The organism is Bariatricus sp. SGI.161 (genome assembly GCF_050313695.1).
In the GTDB taxonomy this organism is placed as follows: Bacteria; Bacillota; Clostridia; order Lachnospirales; family Lachnospiraceae; genus JAFBIX01.
On sequence record NZ_JBNPLX010000010.1, the window covers coordinates 17,073 to 38,273 of the forward strand.

22 protein-coding genes are annotated in these 21,201 nt (G+C 41.2%); 13 read left to right on the forward strand and 9 right to left on the reverse strand.

Annotated features, from left to right (window positions below):
* Positions 1-61: 61 nt before the first annotated feature.
* A complete protein-coding gene (locus ACQRBH_RS07565; RefSeq protein WP_427761288.1) occupies positions 62-1,366 on the reverse strand; it encodes a glycosyltransferase in 1,305 nt (434 codons plus the stop codon).
* 200 nt (positions 1,367-1,566) lie between these two features.
* Between ACQRBH_RS07565 and ACQRBH_RS07570 the strand changes: the two genes are divergently transcribed.
* The 3 genes from ACQRBH_RS07570 to ACQRBH_RS07580 are packed head-to-tail and all read left to right on the forward strand — an operon-like array spanning position 1,567 to position 3,869.
* On the forward strand, positions 1,567-2,388 hold the full coding sequence (locus ACQRBH_RS07570) for a pyridoxamine kinase (RefSeq protein WP_427761289.1): 822 nt from the start codon (positions 1,567-1,569) through the stop codon (positions 2,386-2,388).
* Positions 2,388-2,654 (forward strand): TIGR04076 family protein, encoded by a 267-nt coding sequence (locus ACQRBH_RS07575; protein ID WP_235233765.1) that lies wholly within the window; start codon positions 2,388-2,390, stop codon positions 2,652-2,654. Before ACQRBH_RS07570 ends, ACQRBH_RS07575 begins: the two co-directional genes overlap by 1 nt.
* Before the next feature lie 48 nt (positions 2,655-2,702).
* A complete protein-coding gene (locus ACQRBH_RS07580; RefSeq protein WP_427761290.1) occupies positions 2,703-3,869 on the forward strand; it encodes a M20 family metallopeptidase in 1,167 nt (388 codons plus the stop codon).
* Positions 3,870-3,942: 73 nt separating this feature from the next.
* Here ACQRBH_RS07580 and ACQRBH_RS07585 read toward each other — a convergent pair whose 3' ends face one another.
* Genes ACQRBH_RS07585 through ACQRBH_RS07600 form a run of 4 tightly spaced genes read right to left on the reverse strand, consistent with a single transcriptional unit; the run spans position 3,943 to position 6,948 of the window.
* On the reverse strand, positions 3,943-4,743 hold the full coding sequence (locus ACQRBH_RS07585; RefSeq protein ID WP_235233762.1) for an ABC transporter permease subunit: 801 nt from the start codon (positions 4,741-4,743) through the stop codon (positions 3,943-3,945).
* Positions 4,733-5,626: an ABC transporter ATP-binding protein gene (locus ACQRBH_RS07590; RefSeq protein ID WP_427761291.1), complete on the reverse strand. Its 894-nt coding sequence runs from the start codon at positions 5,624-5,626 to the stop codon at positions 4,733-4,735. Before ACQRBH_RS07590 ends, ACQRBH_RS07585 begins: the two co-directional genes overlap by 11 nt.
* The gene (locus ACQRBH_RS07595; RefSeq protein ID WP_427761292.1) at positions 5,623-6,243 is read right to left on the reverse strand and encodes a TetR/AcrR family transcriptional regulator; all 621 of its coding nucleotides are present in this window, start codon (positions 6,241-6,243) and stop codon (positions 5,623-5,625) included. The genes ACQRBH_RS07590 and ACQRBH_RS07595 overlap by 4 nt, the downstream gene beginning before the upstream one ends.
* A gap of 54 nt (positions 6,244-6,297) precedes the next feature.
* Positions 6,298-6,948, reverse strand: a complete 651-nt coding sequence (locus tag ACQRBH_RS07600) for a hypothetical protein (RefSeq protein ID WP_427761293.1) — start codon at positions 6,946-6,948, stop codon at positions 6,298-6,300.
* Between the two features lie 144 nt (positions 6,949-7,092).
* On the opposite strand from ACQRBH_RS07600, the gene ACQRBH_RS07605 reads away from it, so the two are divergent.
* From ACQRBH_RS07605 to ACQRBH_RS07630, 6 genes are all read left to right on the forward strand, one after another.
* On the forward strand, positions 7,093-7,995 hold the full coding sequence (locus tag ACQRBH_RS07605) for a DMT family transporter (RefSeq protein ID WP_427761294.1): 903 nt from the start codon (positions 7,093-7,095) through the stop codon (positions 7,993-7,995).
* 160 nt (positions 7,996-8,155) lie between these two features.
* The gene (gene dtd / locus ACQRBH_RS07610) at positions 8,156-8,602 is read left to right on the forward strand and encodes a D-aminoacyl-tRNA deacylase (protein WP_235233755.1); all 447 of its coding nucleotides are present in this window, start codon (positions 8,156-8,158) and stop codon (positions 8,600-8,602) included.
* A 198-nt stretch (positions 8,603-8,800) separates the two neighbouring features.
* Positions 8,801-9,310, forward strand: coding sequence for a MarR family winged helix-turn-helix transcriptional regulator (locus ACQRBH_RS07615; RefSeq protein ID WP_235233753.1), 510 nt, complete (start codon positions 8,801-8,803; stop codon positions 9,308-9,310).
* Positions 9,311-9,339: 29 nt separating this feature from the next.
* The gene (locus ACQRBH_RS07620) at positions 9,340-11,583 is read left to right on the forward strand and encodes an ABC transporter ATP-binding protein (protein WP_427761295.1); all 2,244 of its coding nucleotides are present in this window, start codon (positions 9,340-9,342) and stop codon (positions 11,581-11,583) included.
* A 1-nt stretch (position 11,584) separates the two neighbouring features.
* Positions 11,585-13,414 carry an ABC transporter ATP-binding protein gene (locus tag ACQRBH_RS07625; protein WP_427761296.1) on the forward strand — a complete coding sequence of 610 codons (1,830 nt, stop codon included), beginning with the start codon at positions 11,585-11,587 and terminating at the stop codon, positions 13,412-13,414.
* A 38-nt stretch (positions 13,415-13,452) separates the two neighbouring features.
* Positions 13,453-14,067: an HD domain-containing protein gene (locus ACQRBH_RS07630; protein ID WP_427741933.1), complete on the forward strand. Its 615-nt coding sequence runs from the start codon at positions 13,453-13,455 to the stop codon at positions 14,065-14,067.
* Positions 14,068-14,165: 98 nt separating this feature from the next.
* Here ACQRBH_RS07630 and ACQRBH_RS07635 read toward each other — a convergent pair whose 3' ends face one another.
* Genes ACQRBH_RS07635 through ACQRBH_RS07645 form a run of 3 tightly spaced genes read right to left on the reverse strand, consistent with a single transcriptional unit; the run spans position 14,166 to position 15,400 of the window.
* Positions 14,166-14,426 (reverse strand): spore coat protein, encoded by a 261-nt coding sequence (locus ACQRBH_RS07635; RefSeq protein ID WP_235233249.1) that lies wholly within the window; start codon positions 14,424-14,426, stop codon positions 14,166-14,168.
* Between the two features lie 13 nt (positions 14,427-14,439).
* The gene (locus ACQRBH_RS07640) at positions 14,440-14,622 is read right to left on the reverse strand and encodes a hypothetical protein (RefSeq protein WP_235233250.1); all 183 of its coding nucleotides are present in this window, start codon (positions 14,620-14,622) and stop codon (positions 14,440-14,442) included.
* Between the two features lie 34 nt (positions 14,623-14,656).
* Complete coding sequence (locus ACQRBH_RS07645) at positions 14,657-15,400, reverse strand: gamma-glutamyl-gamma-aminobutyrate hydrolase family protein (RefSeq protein ID WP_235233251.1); 744 nt, start codon at positions 15,398-15,400, stop codon at positions 14,657-14,659.
* A gap of 87 nt (positions 15,401-15,487) precedes the next feature.
* Between ACQRBH_RS07645 and ACQRBH_RS07650 the strand changes: the two genes are divergently transcribed.
* Positions 15,488-16,450, forward strand: coding sequence for a dipeptidase (locus ACQRBH_RS07650; protein WP_427761297.1), 963 nt, complete (start codon positions 15,488-15,490; stop codon positions 16,448-16,450).
* Between the two features lie 62 nt (positions 16,451-16,512).
* Here ACQRBH_RS07650 and ACQRBH_RS07655 read toward each other — a convergent pair whose 3' ends face one another.
* Positions 16,513-17,742 (reverse strand): argininosuccinate synthase, encoded by a 1,230-nt coding sequence (locus tag ACQRBH_RS07655; RefSeq protein WP_427761298.1) that lies wholly within the window; start codon positions 17,740-17,742, stop codon positions 16,513-16,515.
* A gap of 602 nt (positions 17,743-18,344) precedes the next feature.
* Between ACQRBH_RS07655 and argC the strand changes: the two genes are divergently transcribed.
* From argC to argJ, 3 genes are read left to right on the forward strand one after another with little or no spacing between them, the layout of a single operon-like run.
* Positions 18,345-19,385 (forward strand): N-acetyl-gamma-glutamyl-phosphate reductase, encoded by a 1,041-nt coding sequence (gene argC, locus ACQRBH_RS07660; protein WP_235233255.1) that lies wholly within the window; start codon positions 18,345-18,347, stop codon positions 19,383-19,385.
* 53 nt (positions 19,386-19,438) lie between these two features.
* A complete protein-coding gene (locus ACQRBH_RS07665) occupies positions 19,439-19,882 on the forward strand; it encodes a GNAT family N-acetyltransferase (protein WP_427741930.1) in 444 nt (147 codons plus the stop codon).
* A gap of 31 nt (positions 19,883-19,913) precedes the next feature.
* On the forward strand, positions 19,914-21,137 hold the full coding sequence (argJ, locus tag ACQRBH_RS07670) for a bifunctional glutamate N-acetyltransferase/amino-acid acetyltransferase ArgJ (protein ID WP_427741929.1): 1,224 nt from the start codon (positions 19,914-19,916) through the stop codon (positions 21,135-21,137).
* Positions 21,138-21,201: the final 64 nt, after the last annotated feature.

Consider the following 21,201-nt stretch of genomic DNA (forward strand, 5'->3'; position numbering starts at 1 on the left):
CGTATTTATTATAGGAGAAGAGCCAGACAGATGCCTGGCAAAACTGAGCTTTACAGTGATATTAAAGGATTTTCTGTGTATTCTGTTTGATCTTTTCCGTAAAATATGCGTATTGGATAAGTTCTTCATCGGTAAAATCTGTAAACCGTGCCTGATCATAGTTATTCTGTGCGGCTGCGAGTTCATTCAAAATCGGTGTGGCAGCAGGAAGAAACAGGATATTTAACTGCTTTTGGCTTCGTTTATTCTCAATCTTTATGAATCCTTTAGAAGTAAGTTTTTGAAGCAGCATATTTAGATTCCTTGTAGTGATATTTACAAAATCTGCAAGTTCCCGGCGGTTACTGCTCTGGTGTGGCTGATTCAAAAAGAGAAGCAGACGTGTTTCATCCAGAGTCAGATCATTTTTGTGGGCGACAGGTTCCAGATAATAATCCAGAAGCTTGCGGTTGCGATATTCATCCATAAGAAATCCCTCTCCGCAAAGAGCAGCTTCAGAGATACGGCTGCGCTCTTCACCAAGCTTTTGAGAATTGGGCATAATAGAAGGCGGCACGGCTCCGTCTTTGGCAGCATCGATCAGAAAATGATAGACCTGCAGGCGGTTTTTCTCATAATCTTCCTCATCTAATACATGCTTATAGAAATTATTATAATATTCAAATACCATAAGCTTCATTTTAATCGTTTTCGTAATATTCATGCCCTGACTTGCCAGCGAACCCTTTGTCTTTACATAATAATAGATCGGTACCTGAAGTGCATAAAAAACATCGGCGTGTCGGATATATTCCAGATTAAACATAAAGTCCTCACACCAGCTGATATCAGGGTTCATGCGAAGGTGATATTTTTCCACAATATCACGGCGAAACAACTTATTCCACAGCACACCATAATAGAAATCAGCCGGATTTTCCATCATATGTGTGGCAAATTCCTCCTGAGTCAGAACACAGTCATCCTCAATATCCCCCTTGTGAGAGACACGCTCCCCAATAACACGGTAAAAATCAGAGATAACCATGTCACAATGATAATATTCGGCAGTCTGCACCAAAAGATCCGTCGCATTCGGCGTAATCCAGTCATCACTGTCCAGAAATTGGAGATAAGTTCCCCTTGCATGGTCCAAAGCCATATTTCTGGAATCAGAGACCCCGCTGTTTTCCTTGTGAATAACATGGACACGAGAGTCCAAAGAAGCATATCGATCACAGATGGCACCAGAAGAATCCGAACTGCCATCATCCACAAGCAAAAGCTCAAAATCAGTGTACTCCTGATGAAGAATACTGTCGACACAGCGCGAAAGCGTATTTTCAGCATTATATACAGGAACAATAATACTCACGGTAGGATTCATAGTGAAAAACACCCCTTTTAAAAATCATTTACTATATTTTACACTAAAATGGGGACGTAGTAAAATTAAAAAATACTACGTCCCCATTTGAAAAATGCCCTGTACCTTTTTGAAATATTTTAAGCCATAATCAAGAGAATGTGTTATGATTATTGTATTTAGAATTGGGATTTTTATTGAATATGTGAAGTGGAGGATATATGCTGAGTAAGCAGATATTGTTGATTAATGATTTGGCTGGTTATGGGAAGGTTGCGTTATCGGCAATGATACCGGTATTGTCGCATATGGGGCATCAGATTTATAATCTTCCTACAGCGTTGGTTTCGAACACGTTGGATTATGGGAAATTTGATATTTTGGAAACGACGGATTATATGAAGAATACGATTAGTGTGTGGGATGATTTGGGGTTCCAGTTTGACGCGATTGCGACGGGCTTTATTGTTTCGGAAGTTCAGGCGAAGATGATTGCTGACTATTGTCGAAAGAAATCTGAGAATGGGACGTTGATATTTGTAGATCCGATTATGGGAGATGAAGGGAAACTGTATAATGGTGTATCACAGGAGACAATTTCGCATATGCGAGAGCTGGTAAAGGTTGCGGATTATATTGTGCCGAATTATACGGAAGCGGTTTATCTGGCCAAAATGCAATATCATTCACAGGATTTGACAAAGGAAGAAGCGGATGAATTGGTCGAGAGATTGCGGATAATGGGTGCAAAATCTGTGATTATAACGAGTGCGCGTTTGGATGGAAGGGATGTGGTCATTGGGTATGACCATGAACTGGATGAAAAATTTGTTCTTCCATTTGACATTATTCCGGTAAGATTTCCGGGAACAGGAGATATATTTTCATCTATTTTGATAGGGAAAGTACTTTCGGGAAATAGGCTTGTGGACAGTACAAGAAATGCCATGGATGCGGTAAGGGAATTGATAAAAAGAAATCAGGATAATGCTGATAAATATAAGGGAATCCCTGTGGAAAATTATCTGGAGGTGCTTGATTGATGAGGCGACCGAAAATAAAGATCACATTGATAGACCGAAAAGGACCGAAAGGATGCCATAGAGGTCATGAGATTGGGGAAAGTTTCGATTTTGATACGGAACGGGGCAATCTATGCCCGATGGCTATGCATGTGGCGTTTCCATATATTGATATTCTCAGATATGGGGGCGAGATCCCGGGGCAGGAAAAAGGAACTGCAGTATTTGCATGTCCAGATGTGGATACACTGAATGTATTTAAAATAGAAAGAATAGAGGAAGATTAAAAAATTATTTTTGTGGAATAACAAATAAATAAAAGGAGATGCAGAATTATGAATTATTATGAAAGAGCAAAGGAATTAAAAGAAGAAACGATTGAGAATCGGCGTTACTTTCATGAAAATGCGGAAGTAGGACTGGATATGCCAAAAGCAAAGGCATATGTCATGGAAAAACTTAGAGAATATGGCTTGGAGCCGAAGGAATGTGGTCATGGGGTGACGGCCACATTGGGAAAAGGTGGGAAAGTTCTTCTGCTCCGTGCAGACATGGATGCATTGCCGATGCCGGAGGAAAGCGGCCTTTCATTTGCATGTAACACAGGGAAAGTACATGCATGTGGGCATGATTTTCATGCGGCAATGCTTCTTACAGCGGCAAAAATGCTGAAGGAAAATGAATCTGAACTAAAAGGTACGGTTAAGTTCATGTTCCAGCCGGCTGAGGAGACATTTGAAGGAAGTAAAGACATGATTGAACATGGAATCCTGGAGAATCCTCCAGTAGATGCGGCTCTTGCCTATCACGTATCACCAGGGAAGATGCCGGTCGGGATATTCATGTATAACAGCACAGGAACCATGATGTATTCTGTAGATGGATTTAAGATCACGATACATGGAAAAGGTGCACACGGTGCATATCCACAGAATTCAATTGACCCGATTAATATCGGCGTGCATGTCTATCTTGCATTGGAAGCCCTGATGGCAAGAGAGGCGGATCCGTCCAAATCCTGTGTCATGACGATCGGAAATTTTGAGGCAGGAACAGCTGCTAATATCATTCCAGATACAGCAATCCTTCAGGGAACTATCCGTACAAATGATCCGGATGCCAGAGAATTGCTGGTACGAAGAATGAAAGAAGTCACGGTAAAAACGGCAGAAGTATACAGTGGAACCGCCGAGATTGAAATGATCTCCGAAGTTGCACCACTGATCTGTGATCCACAATTTACAGAAGAAATCGTTGAATATATGAAAGAATTAGAGATTCCAGGCTTGACGCCATATCCGAATATATCCGCAAGTGCGTCCGAAGATTTCGCATCCATTGCAGAAAAAGTACCAAGTGCATTCATGTATCTTTCCGCAGGATATCTGGATGAAAGAGGAGAAAGCCCTGCTCATAATCCAAAGGTACAGTTCAATGAAGATGTGTGCCCGATCGGCGCCGCCTGTATGGCACATTGTGCAACAAGATGGTTAGGGAAGTAAAATGGTAAAAAGGGGACGTAGTATTTTTGCAAAATACTACGTCCCCTTTTTACTTTTGCCCTGTACCTTTTTGTCAAATAGAAAGATTTTTATGGCTAAAGACACGTATTCCCATCAAAAATGCCAGGATTCCGATTATATATAATATTCCGCATCCTACCCAGGCCTTGGAGGCGGATTGTGCCAGTCCGTCGGTGTCGAATAAGGTCAGTGGTGTGACATATTTTAGATTTTCGAATTTGTCTCCTACCTGAGAGATCATCTGGATCAGGATGGAGTAGATAACGATTCCTGCGCTGGCTCCGGTACAGTATTTGCTTTCGTTGAAGAAGCAGGAGAAGAAAAAGCAGATGCCTCCGAGGAACAGGAACAGCCCGAATAGTCCGATGTTTATGCGTAGAAATGCATGAATTTCCAGTTCTTTTGGGAATAATAATTCGCTTTCGATGATGATCAGGCTGGTTACGTATACTGCCATGATCAACAGGCAGAATCCCATGAAGATTGCCTGTGTAATTGCGAGCTGGCTGCGTTTACGTGGTATGGCAAGCAGGTAAGCCATGGAGCCATTGTCTACATATCGGGCAATAAGCCGGTTGGACAAGAGAATGATGAATACACCCGGAAATGCAATGAACAGCATTCCATAGAGGTAATTGGTGACAAACTCTAACAGTGTCGTTCCGGCATCTGCCATTCCAAAAGCAGCGAAGATCTCAGGCATGCTGTCTGCCATGGCCTGGAGACTGTCCCCAAGTTTCGGATCAAACATGGAAACGATCATGCAAGAATACATGGTGAGGATGCCAAGAAAGATAAGAAGCAATATGTAATTGGCTTTGAATTCTTTTCGAAATAATGTTTTATTGATCATCTGTAGTTCCTCCATAAAAATGCATGAATATTTCTTCTAGGGTCTGAGCCTTGATATCCAGGTCGGTGACAGGATAATTGGCAACTTGTTTAATAAAGTCATCCATGTTTCCTTTTATCTTTACGGAAACAATGCTGCCTTTTTGCATAGAAGAAGGCATGGATTTAGCAAATGCTTTGGCAATCTCAACAGTCGGGAAATGTACTTCTACGATTTTTTGCTTGTTCTGGCGTAAGGCGTCTATATTTTCCACAGCAGCCAGCTTTCCTTCACGGATGATAGCAGCGCGATCACAGGTTCGTTCGACTTCTTCGAAAATGTGGGAAGACAGGAGGATGGTTTTTCCTCTTTCTTTCTCTTCTAGTATCAAGTCTATGAATTCATTTTGCATCAAAGGGTCAAGACCGCTGGTTGGTTCGTCGAGAAGTAGAATATCAGGGTCTTGCATAAATGCACATATGATGCCGATCTTTTGTTTGGTCCCCTTGGACATCTTTTTAATCTTTGCAGAAGGATTCAACTCAAAACGCTCCATTAATTCTGGCGCACGGCCAAGATCTTTCATTCCCTTCATATTTGCGATGAACCGGATGAACTTTATGCCGGTCATAGCATCAATGAACGCGATCTCACCGGGAAGATAGCCGAGTGAACCGGCGATTTTATGTGCATCATGGAAGCAATCCATGCCAAGGATCTGTACACTTCCGCTGTCTGGTCTGAGGAATCCCATTAGCTGGCGGATCGTGGTAGTCTTGCCGGCACCGTTAGGTCCCAGGAATCCGAGCACTTCTCCTTTTTTTACTTGGAAACTGATATCGAACACACCACGTCCATTGCCATAATCTTTCGTGATGTGATCTATTTCGATTATATTTTTCATAGGTATTCCTCCTTGTAAAATAATTTTCGGAACATGGTGACCCATTTGTGGAATTCAGCTTTCAGCTCTGCAACATCCAGTGTTTTTTTCATGACGCGAAGCTCGTGAAGATAACCATCGGTCATCCAGACCAGCATCTTGAAGATGTCGTAAAAATTACAATTATCCTTGAACTTGAAAGTATCTACATGTCCAAGATATTGCTGGAAAATAGCATCCTGTTGTCCATAATTGAGATCCTGAAGCTTATCTGAGACTTCTTCTTTCTCGGAGTAGAAAGATTTTACTGCGAAATCAAGAACATAAGGATTCTTTTGCAGGATTTCTGCCTTTTTATTGGCGGAATATTCCAGAAGTTCAAAAAAGTCGGTAATTTTTGTAAAATCATTGTCAACGACCTGTTGCGTGATTATCTGAGTCAAGTAAGTGAATAGATAAAGATAGAGTTCTTTTTTGTTATGAAAATAGTAAAATAATAAACCTTTGGAGATCCCTGCTTTGGAAACAATTAAATCCGTGGAAGCATGTTTATAATCATATTTTGCAAATACTTCCGTAGCAGCGTTAATAATCTGCAATTGTTTTTCTTCCGGCAGGGAAAAGAATTTTTCGTTCATAATATGTTTTCCTTATTGTTAGATTTGATTGACCAGATGAGTCATTCCTTACTATCAGAATAATGAATTGACTGAAATTTTCAATCCCCTTTTTAGAAACATCCATATACAATGAAAAATCCATGCACCAAAAAGTGTAGAGGCAATGTAGATTGCGATTCCAGCGTTATTTCCAAGAATCAATGCCAGCTTGCAGAACACCTTTTGCGCCATTATATAATACGGGCTGATATAGAACATATTGATATTGCCGTATGGATGAAAAAGAAGGTTCCATATTGTTGCGACTACGCAGCAGATTAGATAGATACCTGCGCTTTTCAGATAATTTCGTATGGAAATGTTCTTGCCTATTGTAAATCCTGCATAAAGGCCAAGAATAATCAAAAGAACATGCCATGCAAAAGAATGAATGGTCAATGGAGGATAGTGATAATACATTCCGCTTGTATCACAAAAAGCAAAGATGCCTCCCAACATCCCAAAGTCCATTAAGAAAGTAAGAAAAGCATCATATATCTGAGGTGATCTGATCCAGGGCAGTATCAGGCAGATGTACATAGGAATGCTGCATAATTGAAATGGAAAATACCACCAGTTATAATGTCCGTTATTTAGTATGTAAGTGAGGCACCATTGTTTCCAGACCTCACTGAAAAGCATAAGAAGGCCGCAATAAAAAAAGATGTTTTTGTGTTTCTGCATATGTTTCTCCCAGAGAAGATTATCGGATTATTATTTATTATACACGGAATTGGATAAATATGCTATAATACGAATGTCGTCTGTCCTGAAACTTCGGACAGAGGCAATCTACAAGAAAAGAATGACATAAGATGAGGTGCACGTATGAGACCAAAAAATGCATTTATGCTGATATTAACGGCATTTATATGGGGAACCGCTTTTGTGGCCCAGAGTGTAGGAATGGATTATCTGGGACCATTTACATTTAACGGAGTCCGCAGCCTGATTGGAGGTGTAGCTCTGATTCCATGTATCTGGCTCTTACAAAAATTAAATGATAAGTCAGAACCTGTGACAGAAGAAAGAAACAGGAAAGATCTACTGATCGGTGGTATTTCCTGTGGAGTACTTTTATTTGCCGCCAGCAGTCTGCAACAGGTGGGTATCCAGTATACAACAGCAGGAAAAGCTGGATTTATCACAGCATTTTATATTGTATTTGTTCCGGTGTTAGGAATCTTTCTTGGAAAAAAGACAGGATGGAAAGTATGGACGGCAGTTATACTTGCACTGGCAGGACTATATTTTCTGTGCATTACAGAGAAATTTACAATTGGAAAAGGAGATATTTTCCTCTTTGCATGCGCGCTGGTATTTTCACTTCATATTCTGGTCATTGATTATTTTTCGCCGAAAGTGGAAGGTGTGAAGATGTCTTGCATTCAATTCCTGGTCTGTGGAATCATATCATTGCCTTTTATGTTTTTGCTGGAGACACCAAGAATGGGAGCGATTGTTGATGCTGCATGGCCATTGCTTTATGCTGGAGTCTTGTCTTGTGGTGTGGCATATACGCTGCAGATCATCGGACAGAAGAATGTAAACCCCGCAATTGCATCCCTGATCCTGAGTCTGGAGTCTTGTTTTTCAGTATTGGCCGGATGGGTGATACTTGGAGAGAAGCTGTCCGTCCGTGAGTCCATCGGATGTATTCTGATGTTTGCTGCAATTATTCTTGCACAGCTGCCGGACAAAAAAGATAAGGAGATGGCGAAAAATGAATAACCATGAATTGATTATGCGGATGATAGAATATGAGACAGATTGTCCAAAATTCAGGAAAGTAAAGAATCTGCACGAACCGTTATGGAACGATTATTTGTGACCAAAACAGCAAAAAACATCTGCAAAACAATGTTTGCATTATGACAGGAGGTTTAAAAATATGAGATTTGTAATACAAAGGGTGAGTGAAAGTGAAGTCAAGGTGGATGGAAAAGTACTTGGCAAGATAGGGAAAGGCTTTATGGTATTGATCGGCGTAAGTGATTCAGATACAAAAGAAATTGCCGATAAGATGGTAAAAAAGATGCTTGGACTTCGAATCTTCGAAGACGAACAGGGAAAGACCAATCTGTCTTTAGAGGCGGTAGGTGGAGAGTTACTTTTGATCTCCCAGTTCACATTATACGCTAATTGTAAAAAAGGCAATCGCCCAAGTTTCATCGAAGCAGGCGCACCTGACATGGCATCCGATATGTACGAATACATCATCGCAAAATGCAAAGAGCAGGTAAACGTGGTAGAAAGAGGTCAGTTCGGAGCAGATATGAAAGTCAGCCTTGTAAACGACGGTCCATTCACAATCGTTCTTGATTCCGACACACTGTAATAGTTGGGGACGGGGGGGTTTTTTCATTTTCCTCCGTCCCCTATTCTTAAATTATCTAACTATTCTTTTGTAAAATTTCCCATAATAATTCTTAAATAAATATAAAAGTATTGACATATATATCTATAATGCCTAATATATCCGTTAGATATCTAATTAATTTTAGATTTGTTTTATGAATATATGAGGAGGTGCAGTATGGAAAAATTTGAGGATGCTTCTATTTTTATATTATTGCATCAGGTAGCACATATCAGTCGATATCGGGCGATGAAAGGTATGGAAGCGCTGGGTGTCAAGCCAAATCAGGCAGGAATCTTGTTTGTTCTGTATTGTGAGGGGAAGATGTCTCAACGGCAATTGGCAGAGAAGATTGGAATTACACCGCCTTCTATGACGGTTGCGTTGAGAAAGTTAGAGGACCAGGGGCTGATTTTGAAGAAACCGGACGCAAAAGACCAAAGGGTTATTCAGATTCAGTTATCTGATCGGGGAAGAGAATGTATAGAGGAATTAAAGCATGTACTGACTGGCATGGAAGACATTGTATATCATGGAATTTCTCCGGAAGAGAGGATGCTCCTCCGTCGGCTTCTTATGGAAATGAGGCAGAATCTTCTCGATTCCAGAGAGTTTAAGGGTATGGACATCAAAACAGTCATGGAAAAGACGCGTCCCCCGATGCCGCATGATTGCAGACTTGAATAGAAAATACTAGTTGAAAGGAAAGGTAAGATATGCGCAAATTAATAAAATTCTTAAAACCATATGCAGGTGTTGTTTTCGCTGTGTTGTGTGTATTAGTTGTACAGGCGTACTGTGATCTGTCTTTGCCGACATACACATCTGATATTGTCAATATAGGAATTCAACAAAGTGGTGTTGATGAGAAAGTTCCTTTGACGATTGCAGAAGAGGACTTGAATCATTTGCTTCTGTTCGTGCATTCTGATGATCAGGAGACAGTGAAAAATTCTTATGAAAAGAGTGAGCAGGATTATGATTATGACGGAACTGTACTGGAATTGAAAGAATCGGTAGAAGATAATAATAGGAAAATGGATGATCTGGCAGCAATTCTTGGGAAACCGATGCTTTTGACCGAAGGCTTTGACTCGGGAAGTGACACCACAAAACAGATGGAAGAGCAGATGAAGAGTCAGATGGAAGAGCAGATGCAGCAGGTACCTGATATAAGTCAGATGTCCATCTATGATCTCTTCGGTATGATGGAAGAGGAACAGAGAGATTCGGTCATAGATGAGATAGAGAGTCAGTTGGATTCCATGCCGGACTCTATGGTTGAACAGACGGCAGCAGTGTATATTAAGCATGCTTATGAAAATGTAGGAATTGATACAGATGCTTTAGAGAAGAAGTATATTTTGATTACAGGAGGAAAAATGCTTGCGCTGGCAGCGTTGGGAATGGCAGCAAGTATTATTGTTGGTCTGTTGGCTTCGCTTGTGGGTGCAAAGATCGGCCGTGGACTTCGAAGAGACGTCTTCCGTAAAGTAGTCGGATTCTCCAACAGTGAGTTTGACAAGTTTTCGACAGCATCTCTGATTACGAGAAGTACGAATGATATTCAGCAGATTCAGATGCTGACAGTTATGATTCTCAGGATGGTCCTGTATGCTCCGATCATGGCGCTTGGAGGCGTCTGGAAAGTGTTTAATACCAACGTTGATATGTCCTGGATTATAGCACTTGCAGTTATCTTGATCTTAATGGTCGTCAGCGTATTATTCATCGTTGTAATGCCAAAGTTCAGAATTGTACAGAATATGGTAGACCGGTTGAATCTGGTCAGTCGTGAGATTTTAACAGGCCTTTCAGTCATTCGTGCTTTCAGTACAGAAAAATATGAAGAGCAGCGATTTGATAAAGCGAATAAAGATCTGACCAGAATTAACCTGTTTGTAAATAGAGCCATGACCTTTATGATGCCATTGATGATGCTGATCATGAACTGTATTTCTATCTTGATCGTATGGACTGGCGGTCACAGTATCAATGACGGGAACATGCAGGTGGGAGATATGATGGCGTTTATTCAGTACACGATGCAGATTATCATGTCTTTCCTGATGATATGTATGATATCTGTTATGCTGCCGAGAGCAGCTGTCTCTGCCGATCGTGTGGATGAAGTCCTGACCAGTGATGCATCAATTCTGGATCCTGATCAGCCTCAGAGTCTGCCAGAAGACGGAAAAGGAGAGGTTACTTTCGAGCATGTTTCTTTCCGGTATCCAGGGGCAGAAGAAGATGTTCTTCAGGACATTACATTTACCGCGAAGCCAGGGCAGACAACTGCGTTTATCGGAAGTACCGGATGTGGGAAGTCAACATTGGTAAATTTGATTCCAAGGTTCTATGATGTGACAGAAGGAAAGATTACAATTGACGGGGAAGATATCCGTGATATCACGCAGCATAATCTGCGTGATAAGCTGGGATATGTCCCACAGAAGGGTATTCTTTTTTCTGGTGATATTGCGTCCAATATTATGTATGGAAATTCCGAAGGAACAGAGGATGAGATGAAAGAAGCGGCAGAGATTGCACAGGCAACCGAGTTTATCGATACGAAGAAAAAGAAGTATCATAGTCCGATCTCACAGGGAGGCTCCAATGTATCCGGTGGACAGAAGCAGAGACTATCCATTGCCAGAGCAATTGCGAAACATCCGGATGTCTATATCTTTGATGATAGTTTTTCTGCGTTAGATTATAAAACGGACGTAACCTTACGTGCTGCATTAAAAGAAAAGACGGAAGACAGTACAGTAATGATCGTTGCACAGAGAATCAGTACTATTTTGCATGCGGAACAGATTATTGTATTGGATGATGGAAAGATTGTGGGCAAAGGAACGCATAAAGAGTTATTGAAAAACTGTGACACTTATTATCAGATTGCATCTTCCCAGTTGTCAGAAAAAGAACTGGAAGAAGATATGAAGGAGGTAGGTTAATATGGCAAAAGGCATGGGACATGGACATGGACCTGGCCACGGCAATATGCCGGGGGAAAAGGCCAAAGATTTTAAAGGAACAATGGGAAAATTGATGACCTACCTCGGGCGGTATAAGATTGCATTGCTTTTTGTGATTTTATTTGCCATTGGAAGTACGATATTTAATATTGTAGGTCCAAAGGTTCTTGGAAAAGCGACCACAGAGATTTTTAATGGTCTGGTTGGAAAGATATCCGGAGGAAGTGGAATTGATTTTGATAAAATTGCCAGAATATTGCTGACATTATTATGTCTGTATATCTGTAGTGCATTATTTTCCTTTATCCAGGGATACATTATGACGGGAGTGTCACAGAAGTTAACTTATCGTTTAAGAAAAGAAATCTCTGAGAAAATTAATCGGCTCCCGATGAATTATTTTGATAAGATGACTCATGGAGAGATATTATCTCGTATTACCAATGATGTAGATACGTTAAGTCAGAGCCTTAACCAAAGTGCAACACAGGTCATCACATCTGTAACAACCATCATAGGAGTTCTGGTCATGATGTTAAGTATCAGTCCAATAATGACGGTGATTGCAATCTTGATTTTGCCGGTGTCTATGGGATTGATCTCTGTAATCGTTAAGCGCTCTCAGAAATATTTCATGAGGCAGCAGGAGTACCTGGGGCATGTCAATGGACAGGTGGAAGAGGTCTATGGCGGACACAATATTGTGAAGGCATTCAATAAAGAGGATGACGTAATCGCTGCTTTTGATAAGGATAATGATATCCTGTGCCAGTCAGCCTGGAAGTCACAGTTCTTGTCAGGAATGATGATGCCGATCATGCAGTTTGTCGGTAATCTTGGATATGTAGCGGTCGTTATTCTGGGCGGATATCTGGCAATGAAAAATGCCATTGAGGTTGGTGATATTCAGTCATTTATCCAATATGTACGTAACTTCACACAACCAATTCAACAGGTGGCACAGGTAGCAAATATGCTGCAGTCAACGGCAGCAGCTTCTGAGCGTGTGTTTGAATTTTTGGAGGAACCAGAAGAAGATCAGACAGTTCCAAATGCTGTATCTGTAGAAGGTCTGGAAGGCCGGGTGGAATTTGACCATGTAAAATTCGGATACAATCCGGATCATACGATCATTAAGGATTTCAGCGCAAAAGTCGAACCGGGACAGAAGATTGCAATTGTGGGACCGACTGGCGCCGGAAAGACAACTATGGTAAAATTATTGATGAGATTCTATGATGTGAACAGTGGCTCTATCAAAGTTGACGGGCACGATATCCGTGATTTTAACAGAAGTGAATTGCGACAGATGTTCGGAATGGTATTGCAGGATACTTGGCTGTTTAAGGGTAGTATTGAAGAGAATATCCGTTATGGGAAGCTGGATGCAACTCATGAAGAAGTGGTAGAAGCAGCCAATGCGGCATATGTACACCGGTTCGTTCAGACGCTGCCGGGTGGCTACAATATGGAATTGAATGAAGAAGCAAGTAATGTGTCTCAGGGACAGAAGCAGCTTTTGACCATTGCGAGGGCAATTCTGGCAGATCCAAAGATCCTGATTCTGGATGAAGCGACCAGTTCTGTAGATACACGTACAGAAGTAAGAATCCAGAAAGCGATGGATAACCTGATGCGTGGAAGAACAAGTTTTATTATTGCACACCGTCTGTCTACGATTCGGGATGCGGATCTGATACTGGTCATGAAGGATGGAGATATCATAGAACAGGGCAATCATGAAGAACTGCTGGCTCAAAATGGTTTCTATGCAGAGCTTTACAATTCGCAGTTTGAGAGAAGTGCCTAAGATAGAAGTGTTTGGTCAGGATAATGGAGGAATGAGAGATGGATCGTCTGGAACAACAATTTGAATTTATACGTGAGATTGACAAAGAGAAATTTATCGGCCGTCAGACCTATCTGTCGGATGGCAAGCGCAAGGAAAATGATGCGGAACATGCATGGCATATGGCAATCATGACGATTCTGCTCAGTGAATATGCCAATGAAGAGATTGATGTGCTTAAGACGGTCACCATGCTTTTGATCCATGATATTGTCGAGATTGATGCCGGCGATACGTATGCTTACGATGAAGAGGCGAAGAAGACACAGAAGGAACGTGAACAGAAAGCGGCAGAACGAATCTTTGGGTTGCTGCCGCCTGATCAGGGTGAAAAATTCAAAAAGATATGGGAAGAATTTGAAGCAAGAGAGACGAAGGAAGCCCGTTTTGCACGAACGATGGATAATCTGCAGCCGGTGATGCTCAACGATGCAACCGATGGAAAAGCCTGGGTAGAGCATGGAGTGCATCTGGAACAGATTATGAAAAGAAACCAGAATACTGCCGAGGGGTCAGAGACTCTCTGGGAATATGCTTATCAGAATTTCATTCTTCCAAATGTAGAGAAGGGACGTATTAAGAGCGAGAATATCCAGGGAGAACAGGAAGCATAAACATCCTGGGATTATTTCATAAACAAGGCGCTGTCAGTCAGAGATATCCTCTCTGTTTTCTGACAGCGCCTTGTTTATGGTAAGACTTTTTATTTTTGCTATTTCATGGAAAGTCCGGTCAATACTGATTTGACATGATTGATTTCCTGCTGTGAAGCTTTTTGAGCAGGGACATAATAACTTTTTTCTCTTGCTACCTGATAGAGCTTTTCCTGTGACATTTCACACTGATTGCGGATCTGCTTCAGGCATTGCTTTAATTCTTGGTTTTCTGTCTGGGAAATCATTTCTCCATAGCGGACAAGCTCGCCGTTGACGCCAGCCAAAGCGTCACTCACCATTGTCTTTTCATCTAACATCTCTTATTACCTCCTATAAGAATTTCATCAAGTCCTGCTTATTTTTCATGGCAGAATCGGCAGCATCCTGAAAAAGTTTTTTTACTTCAGGGTCTTTTGCCTGAGAAGCATAATCCTGCATTTTGCAGTGACTTGTGTCGTATCCGCCGATCAGGTGGCGCAGGTTCTGTAAATCGAGTACTGATATTTCAGCCATATCTGTTTCCTCCTTTTTCCCTATGGTTTCCTGATTATTGTGTCCTGTGATGAGCGGAAATATACGGAATATCTTTTGCATTTTTTGCTTTTTCCACAAATGTAAGAAATAATTTCTGCATGGGCTGGAAAGAATGATACATACATTCTGGATGCCATTGAACACCAATAATGAAAGAAGAAGTAACAGATTCAATAGCTTCTATAACACCATCGGAAGCGATGGCTGTAATTTTAAGATTCGTGCCAAGAACATGGATACTCTGATGATGAAAACTATTAACAGAAGCAGAAGTACCAAGAATATTATATAGTATGCTATTTGATGAAATGGTAATCTTATGGCTGGTATCTTCTCGGTTCTCCGATAGCTGCATGTGATTTAGAGAAGAAATCGGGCGCAGAGACAGATCCTGAAAAATGGTGCCTCCGAGTGCAATATTCAGAATCTGCATTCCACGACAGATAGCAAGGATGGGAAGGTGGGACGATAATACATATTTCATCAAAGACAGATGGAAAAGATCTGTCTGTGTGTCTGTTCTGCCTTGCGTGGTCAATAATTCCTCTCCAAAAAGAAGGGGCGTGACATCGTCACCTCCGCAGAATAAAAAACCATCACACATTCTCACGTAATAAGAATAAGATTCTTCTGCCTGTGTGCAAGGGAGGATGACAGGAATACCGCCTGCATCCTGGATGGCTTGAAGATAGGTCTGGGTGACAAACTGGCGGTTATTAGTGTATCCACAAGAGACGACTCCAATAATTGGTTTCATAAGATATTTTCCTTTCAGAATGGGATTCATTTTGGGGCAAATAAGAGTATACTTGTAATATGAAGGTATGAGAAGGAGACAGTAGATATGAAACTTATTGATATGCATTGTGATACTTTATGGAAACTCATAGATCTCGATCAGACCGGTGATTTGATGGATAATCATTGCAGTGTTAACATTCCTTTTATGAAACAGGCCGGAACAAAGGCACAATTTTTTGCCTGCTTTACACATTTTGATGACTATAAAAATATAGGAGGCTATGAAAAAGCGTATGAACATGTACTGGAAATGATCTCTTATCTGAAGAGGCAGTTGGAGGAGTATTCGGATGAAATCGCATTTGCCAGATCTTATGCGGAACTTAGACAGAATGTGGAAAAAAATAAAATATCCGTTGTCCTTACTGTGGAAGAAGGAGGAATTCTAGATGGGAAGATGGAATGTCTGGAAAAACTTTACAAGGAAGGGGTCCGCCTGATAACGATTTTATGGAATTATAATAATTGTATTGGACATCCCAATAGTAAGGACGCAACTTGTATGTGGCAGGGGCTGACGCATTTTGGAAGAGAAGTTGTAGAGCGAATGGGAGAACTGGGAATGATTATAGATGTATCCCATGCATCAGACGGAACATTTCGGGATGTTATGGAGCATGCAAAAGGACCGGTCGTGGCTTCCCATTCCAATTGTCGAGAACTCTGTAATCATCCAAGAAATCTGACGGATGAAATGATTCGGGAACTGGCTAATTGCGGTGGCGTAGCCGGATTGAATTTTTACGGACCATTTCTGGGCAATCCCAAAGAGTCCAGAATTAATGAAATGACCGCACATATCTTACATATGATTCGAGTAGGAGGAAGCTCATTTCCAGCAATAGGTACGGATTTTGACGGATTCGACGGTATGGAAGTCCAGGAGATTGCAGATGCTTCTCAAATGGAACGATTGTGGGATGCGTTAAAAAAAGCCGGATTAACAGAACGACAGTTAGATAAGATCTGGGGAGAAAATGTCGAAAGAGTACTTCGAAGAATATAATTAGGGACAGGGTAAATTTAATTTGGGACGGAGGAAAATGAAAAAACCCCCGTCCCAAATTACTATTTTTTATTATTTTTATCTAATTCTTGCATTTTCATTGCGCGAACTTTTAATGGAAGTCCAAACAGGTTGATGAATCCGCTGGCATCGTGATGATCGTATAAATCACCGGTTGTAAAGCTTGCCAGAGATTCGTTGTACAGTGAGTATGGAGAAGTTGTTCCGGCTTTAATGATATTTCCTTTGTAGAGTTTGAACTTCACTTCACCAGTTACATATTCCTGTGTGCTTTCAATGAATGCCTGAATTGCTTCACGCAGTGGTGTGAACCATTTTCCTTCGTAGATAACCTGAGACAATTTGTTACCCATCTCTTCTTTTACTTCATATGTAGCACGGTCTAATACCAGTTCTTCCAATTGCTGATGAGCTTCATACAGGATGGTTCCACCAGGAGTTTCATATACGCCACGAGATTTCATTCCGACAACACGGTTCTCTACGATATCGCAGATGCCAATTCCGTGCTTGCCGCCAAGTTCATTTAACTTGCGGATGATGTCGGAGACTTTCATCTCTACGCCATTGATGCTCTTTGGCACACCTTTTTCAAATGTCATCGTTACATATTCACCTTCATCTGGTGCTTTTTCTGGTGTTACGCTGAGAACCAGTAAATGCTCATAATTTGGTTCCTTTGAAGGATCTTCCAGTTCCAGACCTTCATGACTGATATGCCATAAGTTACGATCGCGGCTGTAACTGTGACTTGCATCAAATGGAAGATCGATACCGTGTGCTTTACAATATGCAATTTCATCTTCACGAGACTGCATAGTCCAGAGATCTGTCATTCTCCATGGAGCAATGATCTTGATGTCCGGAGCGAGTGCACGGATACCAAGTTCAAAACGAATCTGATCATTTCCTTTTCCGGTTGCACCGTGACAGATAGCGACAGCACCTTCTTTTCTTGCAATCTCAACCAGGCGTTTTGTAATTGCCGGACGTGCCATGGCAGTTCCTAACAGATATTTGTTTTCATATACTGCATGTGCCTGTACACATGGGACAATATAGTTGTCGCAGAAATCGTCTACAATATCTTCAATATATAATTTGGAAGCACCGGATAATTTGGCTCTTTCATCCAACCCCTCTAATTCTTCGCCCTGTCCGCAGTTGATACAGCAACAGATGACCTCATAACCAAAAGTTTCCTTTAACCATGGAATAACCGCTGTGGTGTCAAGCCCACCAGAATAGGCTAATACAACTTTCTCTTTCATTATAGATATCCTCCTAAAATAACATATATTTTTACACGTAAGTAAATTCTGCATTCTTAATCGCAAGGATTACTATACACCATTTTACATAAATATGCAAGAATAATTTATAAAAAGATTAAAGGGTGCAATATTATGCAAAAACAATGTATAATATATGCAATTATATAAGATTGTGAATGATATTTACATTAAGAACTTGGATAACATCATTTATAATTAAGAAACAGAAGTGTAACATATGCTTCTGTTTCTTTTGTTGTTGTGAATTCAGAGGGAACTGTCGTCAGCAGATTCAGAGGGAATTAGCAGGAAGGCAAAGCGGAGGAAAAAGGAGAATATTTGCAAAAAAGGTATTCAGAAAAATGGTCAGATACGTTCCTAAAGATTGTAATAAAGAAAACCCTCGAAAAGTGCTTGCATAATATGCATTTTGGATGTATACTTATGCAAGCACTTACAATTTGGGACACGGCAAATTTAATTTGGGACGGAGGAAATTGAAAAAACCCCCGTCCCCGACCTAGACAACCTGCGTAAATTGGTTTAATATTGTCAAGTGTGCAATTTATAAAAATTCAATCGGGAAGGATGTAATATATATGATTAAAGTTGGAATTATTGGAGCAACTGGATATGCTGGCGGTGAACTGGTTCGATTGCTCATGGGGCATAAGGATGCGAAGATTGTGTGGTATGGTTCCAGAAGTTACATAGATAAGAAGTATGCGGATGTGTACCAGAATATGTTTCAGATTGTGGATGCGAAGTGTCTGGATGATAATATGGAAGAGTTGGCCGAGCAGGCGGATGTGATTTTTACTGCGACGCCGCAGGGATTCTGTGCTTCTGTAATTAATGAGGAGATTCTTTCCAAGACGAAGATTGTAGACTTGAGTGCAGATTTCCGTATTAAGGATGTGGCAACTTATGAGAAGTGGTATGGTATTGAACATAAGAGTCCTCAGTTTATTGAAGAGGCGGTGTATGGGCTGTGTGAGATTAACCGCGAGGCTGTGAAGAAGGCAAGACTGGTTGCAAATCCTGGATGTTACACAACCTGTTCGATTCTGACGGCTTATCCGCTGGCAAAAGAAGGTATCATTGATATGAATACATTGATCGTGGATGCAAAGTCGGGCACATCGGGAGCAGGAAGAGGGGCTAAGGTGCCGAATCTGTTCTGTGAAGTCAATGAGAATATGAAGGCTTACGGAGTTGCCTCTCACAGACATACACCAGAGATCGAGGAACAGTTGGGATACGCATCAGGAGAAGAAGTCGTTATCAACTTTACTCCGCATCTGGTTCCGATGAATCGAGGAATTCTTGCTACAGAATACGCAACTTTGAAAAAAGAAGTTTCTTATGAAGAAGTAAAAGCAATTTATGATAAATATTATAAAGATGAGAAGTTCATCCGTGTTCTGGAAAAGGATGTCTGTCCTGAGACCAAATGGGTGGAGGGAAGTAATTATGTAGATATTAATTTTAAGATAGACCCGAGAACGAACCGTATCATTATGATGGGAGCAATCGATAACCTGGTAAAAGGAGCAGCCGGCCAGGCAGTACAAAATATGAATCTCATGTTCGGATTGCCGGAAAGTGAAGGTCTGGAACTAGTTCCAATGTTCCCATAGACATTTCTGGCATGGAACAATCATATCAAAATGAAATCAGATGGGAGATACATATGGTAAGAGTTATGTCAATCGATGATTACGATCAGGTATATGCACTTTGGACGAAGATTCATGGCTTTGGTCTTCGAAGTGTCGATGATTCACGAGAAGGAATCGAACGTTTCTTACAACGCAATCCGACGACCAGTGTGGTGGCAGAAGAAGAGGGTAAAATCGTTGGGGCGATCCTTTGTGGGCATGACGGACGACGAGGCTGTCTGTATCACGTGTGTGTGGATGAAGAATATCGTATGCGGGGAATCGGAAAGTCCATGGTCATATTTGCGATGGAGGCATTAAAAAAAGAAAAGATTAACAAAGTTTCTCTGATTGCATTTACAAAAAATGATATTGGAAATGCATTTTGGAACGAAATCGGCTGGACAAAGAGATTGGACTTGAATTATTATGATTTTACTTTGAACGAAGAGAACATTACAGCATTTATTCAGTAAGAAAAATATAGCAAGAGAGGAAGAGATGAATATGAAACAGATCGAAGGCGGAGTAACCGCAGCAAAAGGATATGAAGCAGCAAGTACAGCAGCAGGAATCAAGTATAAGGACAGAACGGATATGGCAATGATCTATAGTCAGGTACCATGTGTGGCTGCAGGAACATTTACGACAAATGTTGTAAAAGCAGCACCGGTCAAATGGGACCAGCAGGTAGTAAAAAGTGGCGCAAAAGTACAGGCTGTTATCGTGAATTCAGGAATTGCCAATGCCTGTACGGGTGCGGAAGGCTTTGGATACTGTAAGGATACGGCAGTGGCAGCAGCAAAAGCACTGAATATCTCGGAAGATGGTGTTCTGATCGGTTCTACCGGAGTCATTGGAAAGCAGATGCCGATCGATCGTCTGGTGGCTGGTATCGATGCTCTGGCAGGAAAGAAGAATGACACTTTGGAAAATGGAACCGAAGCAGCAAAAGCAATTATGACCACAGATACCTGTGAAAAAGAGCTGGCAGTAACGATTGAAGTCGGAGGAAAGACGGTGACTATCGGAGGGATGGCAAAAGGATCTGGTATGATTCATCCGAATATGTGCACGATGCTTGCATTTATCACAACAGATGCAGTGATTTCCAAAGAGACTCTTCAGAAAGCATTGAGTGAAGATGTGGACGATACCTATAATATGATCTCTGTAGATGGAGATACTTCTACAAACGATACCGTTATCTTGCTGGCAAATGGACTGGCTGAGAATCCGGAGATTATATATGGAAGTGATGACTACAAGAACTTTGCAGAGGCACTGCATACCATCAATGAATATCTGGCCAAAAAGATTGCTGGAGACGGAGAGGGAGCTACTGCTTTATTTGAGGTAAAAACCGTTGGCTGTGAGAGTGTGGAGCAGGCAAAGACGCTGGCAAAATCAATCGTTTGTTCAAACCTTACAAAGACAGCAATTGCAGGACATGATGCGAACTGGGGAAGAATCCTTTGTGCAATGGGGTATTCTGGAGCACAGTTTGATCCGGAAAAAGTGGATCTGTTCTTTGAGAGCAAGGCCGGCAAGATCCAGATTATTGAAAATGGAACGGCGGTAGATTACAGTGAGGAGGAAGCAACGAAGATACTGTCAGAAGCTGAAGTAACTGCAATTGCAGATGTCAAGATGGGTGATGCCTCTGCAACGGCATGGGGATGTGATCTGACCCATGGATATATTGAGATTAACGCAGATTACAGAAGCTAATTGTGATGCTATATAATGACAGAAGAACATAATGCTGCAATCATGGCGATACAGCAATATAGAA